We start from the raw sequence: 5,306 nt of genomic DNA on the forward strand, positions 1-5,306 counted from the left end.
GGGGCGGCGGACTGCCCGGGCAGCGCGGGGTCCCCGTCCGGTACGGCGGCCTGCGGGGCGGCGGCGGTCGAGGACTCGGCGGCCGCCGGGCCGGTGTCGGCCACCCCGAAGGCGGACCGTTCCGTGTCGGGGACGACACGCGCGAGGAGTTCGTCGCCGGGATCCCGGTCGGCCGGGGTCTGCGCGGTGAACACCTGCTCGACGGGCGGCAGCTGCTCCTGCGGGACCCGCCGGCGCGTCGGCAGCGGGGCGGGCGCGTCCCCGGGGGCGGAGGCGTGCGCGTCGGCGGCGGTGCCTTCGGCGGCGGCCGCGGCGTCGGCGGCGAAGGCGTCGGCCAGGGTGACGGGGGCGACGGCCTGCACGGGCGCGGCAAACCCCTGCCCGGCGGCGGAGCCGGCCGGCGCACCCTCCGCGGGCACGTCGTCCTGCCCGGGAACACCGCCCAGCCCCTCGGCGGTCACGTCGTCCTGCGCGGCCGCGTCACCGTGCGCCCCGGCGACCGTCGCGCCCTGCGGGTCGGCGACCGGTCCGGCCTGCGGATCGGCGAACTCGGCCGCGAACTCCGGCAGCGTCTCGCCCGCGGACCCCGGCAGCGTGTCGGCGGGCGGCTCGGCGGCGAACTCGGCCAGCGGCCCGGCCGCGGACCCCGGCAGCGTGTCGGCGGCCGGCTCGGCGGCGAACTCGGCCAGCGGCCCGGCGGCGAACTCGGCCGGCGACTCGGCGCCGGGCTCCGGCAGCGCCCCGGCGACCGGCGCGCCCTGCGGATCGGCGACCGGTCCGGCCTGCGGATCGGCGGCGAACTCAGCCAGCGTCTCGCCCGCGAACTCCGGCAGCGTGTCGGCGGCCGGCTGGGCGGCGAACTCGGCCGGCGATTCGGCGCCGGGCTCCGGCAGCGCCCCGGCGACCGGCGCGCCCTGCGGATCGGCGACCGGTCCGGCCTGCGGATCGGCGAACTCGGCCTGCGGTTCGGCGGCGAACTCGGCCAGTGACTCGGCCGCGGACCCCGGCAGCGTCTCGGCCGCGGACTCCGGCAGCGCCCCGGCAGCCGGCTCGGGCAGCGGGTCGGCGGCGAACTCGGGCAGCGGGTCCGTCAGCGGGTCGAACAGCGGGTCCGCTCCCTGCCCGGCCGCGGCCGGGCCCGCGGCTTCGGCCGCCCCTCCGGCCGCACCGGCGGCGTCGGCCGCAGCACCCGCGGCCGCCTCCCCGTTACCGCCGGGAGCGGCGGGGGCGCCGTATGCCCCGTGGGCGCCGGCAGGCTCCTCGTCAGCGGCCGCCTCGGCAGCACCGGCAGCACCCGCACCCGCACCCCCGGCCCCGGCCGTCCCCTCGCCCTCCTCCGGCCGCAGGCGCGGCGGGAGGACGTGCTCGTTGGCCTCCGCGACGACGCCGGGCAGCAGGAACTGCGGCAGGCCCGCCGGCGTGGCGTAGGTGTGCACGGGGGACGCGGCCGGCGGCCCGTCCTGGAGGAGTGCCGCGGGGACGACGACCAGCGCTTCGGTGCCGCCGTGCCGCCCGGCGCGCAGTTCGGCGGTGACGCCGTGCCGCGCGGCGAGGCGCCCGGCCACGTACAGGCCGAGCCCGAGGCCGTGTTCGGCCTCGGTCTCCTCGTCGTACGCGTCGGGGGTGGCCAGGCGGGTGTTGAGCGCTTCGAGCCGGTCGGGGGTGACGCCGATGCCCTCGTCGACGACGGAGAACACCACGTCGCCCGTGTCGAGGTGGCGGGCGGAGGCCTTGACCTTGGCGCCGGGCGGGGAGAACGTCGTGGCGTTCTCCAGCAGTTCGGCGAGGACGTGCGAGATGTCGTCGGCGGCGTGCCCGGCGACCTGGGTGAACGACGGCACCACGGCCAGGTCGACGCGCTCGTACCGCTCGATCTCACTGACCGCCGCGCGCATGACGTCGACGAGCGGCACGGGCGCCCCTGCCCCCGTGCCGTGCTCCTGCCCGGCGAGGACGAGGAGGTTCTCGTTGTGGCGGCGCATCACGGTCGCCAGGTGGTCGAGCCGGAAGAAGGTTTCGAGCCGGTCCGGGTCCTGCTCCTTGGCCTCCAGCTCCTCGATGACGGCGAGTTGCCGCTCGACGAGGCCGAGGGTGCGCAGCGACAGGGAGACCGACGTGGTGGACATGATGCGCCGGTGCTCTTCCAGCCCGGCGCGCAGGTCGCGGAGCTCCGCTTCGAGCGCGTCCCGTCCGGTGGAGAGGGCCTCGTTGCGGCCGATGAGGCGGCGTCGGTCGGCGTCCATGCCGGCGATCTTGGTGTGGAGGGAGACGGTCTGCTCGCGGACCTGGTTGAGGTGGCGGACGACTTCGGCGAACTCGTCGTTGCGGCCCGTGAAGCGGACGGGTTCGACGGAGCCCTCGGGCGTCGCGAGGCGGGCCGCGCCGCGCCGGAGGACGGACAGCGGCCGGGTGAGGGAGCGGGCGACGGCGGTGGAGACGCCGACGGCGACCAGGAACAGCAGGCCGAGCACGGCGACGACGAGTTCGAGGCGGGTCACGTCGTCGTCGCGGAGCGCGGCGAGTGCGGTGGCCCGCTGGCCGGCGAGGGTGGCCTCGACGGAGCGCATGCGGTCGAGGCGCGCGGTCAGCGAGGGTGCGAGGGACGCGCCGTCGAGCTTGCGGTCGGCGGTGGAGAGGGTGGGGCGCTCGGTGAGCCGCTTGAGGTTCTCGTCGGCGGCCTTGACCTCGGGGCCGGTGACGGTCGCGGCGAGGGTCTGGCGCACGTCGGGGCGGGCGGCGCGCGTGAAGTCGTCGAGGGCGGCCTGCTCGCGTACGCGGGCCCGCTGGGCGGCGGCGGACAGTTCGTCCGCGGCGGCCGCTCCGGCGCCTTGTTCGCTGCGGGGCACGGCGAGTGCGGCGAGGAGCAGTCCGCGGGTGGCGGAGGCCTGCTCCACGGCCTGGCCGAGGGGGGCGAGGGGGCGGGTGGTGGCGAGGGCGGCCTCGGCGCGCGGCGGGGTCTGCTCGGCGAGCCGGTCGCCGGGGGCGAGGAGTTCGGCGAGGACGCCGGCATAGGCCTGGTGGGCGGCGAGGGCGGTGCCCTTGCCGTCGACGGCCTCGGTGCGGACGCCCTGGATGCTGCCCACGGCCTTGGCGAGGGGTTCGTCGGCCTCGGCCTCGGCTTCGGCCCGGACCTCGGCGATGCGCCGGTCGGTGAGGGCGGCGCGCTCCTGGAGGGGCCCCTTGGCCTGGCCTCCGGGCCGGCCCTTGGCGACGTACTCGACGACGGCGTCGCGCTCGTCGGCGAGGAGGTGCGCGAGGGTGAGGGTGTGCCGGGTCTGTTCGGCGAGGGTGACGAGCTGTTGGGAGTCGTTCAGCTCGCGGGTTGCCGTCACGACGGCGGGCGCGCCGGCCGCGAGGACGGTGAGGCCGGCGACGGCGACGCCGACGACCAGCCTGCTGCGTACGTGGACGCGGCGTCCTGCGGGGGCGGGTCCGTCGGTGGCGGTGCCGTTCTTCCGAGACCGCTTCTTCTGCACCGGTGCTCGCAATCCTGTACGTGTGCTCGTGCTCGTCTACTCGTGTGGCCGAGGTAACGGCCGGTCAACAAGTAAACGCTCCCTGCCCCCTCGTACCGCCTCAGACCTTCGCAGTGTGTTGGGGAGAGAGCCTGACATCGCCCACCCGGCCACTCGAACGAGTGAACATCACGGAAGAGTTGGCGACCAACTCGGCGCACCGGCCGCCGTGCCGTTCCGCGGACGGGTGGTTGAAAGATCGGTGGGGGCTTTGGCAATATGCGCGCCCACATGCGGCCGGGGCGCGCGGGCGGCGCCGGCAGGCCGCGGTGCGGCGGTCGTACGCCATCCGCCGCCCTGGTACGGACTTTTCGGCGCGGGACGGCCCCGCCGCGGCGCCGGCGGTGGGCAGAATGCCCGTATGCGCATCGACCTCGCCACGGCCCCCGGCGACGCGGAACGCCCCAACGAGGACTGGCTATCAGCCGCTACACCCGCCACGGGGGGCGGCGTGCTGGTCGCCCTGGACGGGGTCACGCCGCCCGCCGGCGACACGGGGTGCTCGCACGGCGTCCCGTGGTTCACGGCCCGCCTGGGGGGCCGATTGACCGAACTGTCCGGTTCGCGGCGGGACATGCCACTGGCCCGGATCCTGGCGGAGTCGATCCGGGCCACGGCCGACACCCACCGGGGGGCGTGTGACCTTTCTCACGTACGCACCCCGCAGGCGACGGTGGTGGTCGTCCGCTGGGACGCGGAGGGCGTGGAGCACCTCGTGCTGTCGGACTCGGTGCTGCTGCTGGAGGCCCCGGACGGGGCGGTGTCGGCGGTCCTCGACGACCGGCTCGACCGGATCCCCCGGGCGGCTCTGCGGACGCGGGAGTCGGCGGACGCGCTGCGGAACGCGGAGGGCGGCTTCTTCACGGCTGCCGCCGACCCGGCGGTGGCGGCGCGCGCGGTGACCGGGCGCACCCCGAGGGAGGCGGTGCGGTCCCTGGCGGTGCTGACCGACGGGGCGAGCCGGTGGACGGACACGTTCGGGGAGGGCGACTGGGCGCAGTGCCTCGCGGTGTTGCGCAAGGAGGGCGCGCAGGCGCTGATCGGGCGGGTGCGCGCGCTGGAGTCGGACCCGGACCGCCGCGGCCGGGCCCGCGGCAAGCGGCACGACGACGCGTCGGCGGCGTACGCGGAGCTGTAGGCGCAGGCCCCGGGCCCCGCCGGGGGCGTGACCCGGGGCCTGCGAGGCCGTGCGCCTGCCTAGTCCTCGCCCTGGTTGAGCTGGTTCAGCAGCCGGGCCAGCTCCGCGACCTCGCCGCGGTCCCAGTCGGCGAGCTTGCGCATGTACCGCTCGCGGCGGGCGCCGCGCACCTTGAGGAACCGCTCGCGGCCCTCCTCGGTGAGCCCGACGAGGAAGGCGCGGCCGTCCGCGGGGTCCGGTTCGCGGGCCACCAGCCCGAGCAGCTCCAGGGCGCGCAGCTGGCGGCTCATGGTGGCCTTGCCGACGCCGAAGTAGGCGGCGAGGTCGGTGGCCCGCTGGCGGCCGGCCGCCTCCAGCCGTACGAGCAGCCCGTACGCGGCGGGCTCCAGCTCGGGGTGGAGGGCGCGGGCCATCTCGCCGGAGGAGGCACGGGCCCGCCGGAGGAAGACGGACAGTTCCCGCTCCAGGGCGAGGAACTCCTGGTCTTCGCTGCCGTGCACGTGCCGCTCCTGTCCGTGTGTCCGCACTGCTGTGCCGAGGGGCACCAGTATTTCGCAGCGCTCGCGGGCGCGGCCCGGGACCCCGCCGGAAAGGGGTCCCGGGCCGCGCCGGCCGCCGGCCGGATCCGGCCGGTACGGCGCGGGGGCGGGGGC

General features: G+C 77.0%; 3 protein-coding genes. 1 reads left to right on the forward strand and 2 read right to left on the reverse strand.

The genetic code is table 11. The annotated features are described in order from the left end of the window. Positions 1 to 3,476 (reverse strand): nitrate- and nitrite sensing domain-containing protein (locus EF903_RS28225; protein WP_185902867.1); only part of this gene is annotated, 3,476 nt, incomplete at its 3' end. Between the two features lie 400 nt (positions 3,477 to 3,876). On the opposite strand from EF903_RS28225, the gene EF903_RS28230 reads away from it, so the two are divergent. After that, positions 3,877 to 4,653, forward strand: coding sequence for a protein phosphatase 2C domain-containing protein (locus tag EF903_RS28230; protein WP_125547854.1), 777 nt, complete (start codon positions 3,877 to 3,879; stop codon positions 4,651 to 4,653). 59 nt (positions 4,654 to 4,712) lie between these two features. Here the strand turns inward: EF903_RS28230 and EF903_RS28235 are convergent, their stop codons facing one another. Continuing rightward, complete coding sequence (locus EF903_RS28235) at positions 4,713 to 5,153, reverse strand: MarR family winged helix-turn-helix transcriptional regulator (RefSeq protein ID WP_260616038.1); 441 nt, start codon at positions 5,151 to 5,153, stop codon at positions 4,713 to 4,715. Positions 5,154 to 5,306: the final 153 nt, after the last annotated feature.

The sequence above is a fragment of the Streptomyces sp. WAC05292 genome (assembly GCF_003949955.1).
Taxonomy (GTDB): domain Bacteria; phylum Actinomycetota; class Actinomycetes; order Streptomycetales; family Streptomycetaceae; genus Streptomyces; species Streptomyces globosus.

What these genes read in the sequence shown, in the direction of transcription:
- EF903_RS28230 (WP_125547854.1), top strand. Translation starts at nt 3,877, where the DNA reads ATGCGCATCGACCTCGCCACGGCCCCCGGCGACGCGGAACGCCCCAAC.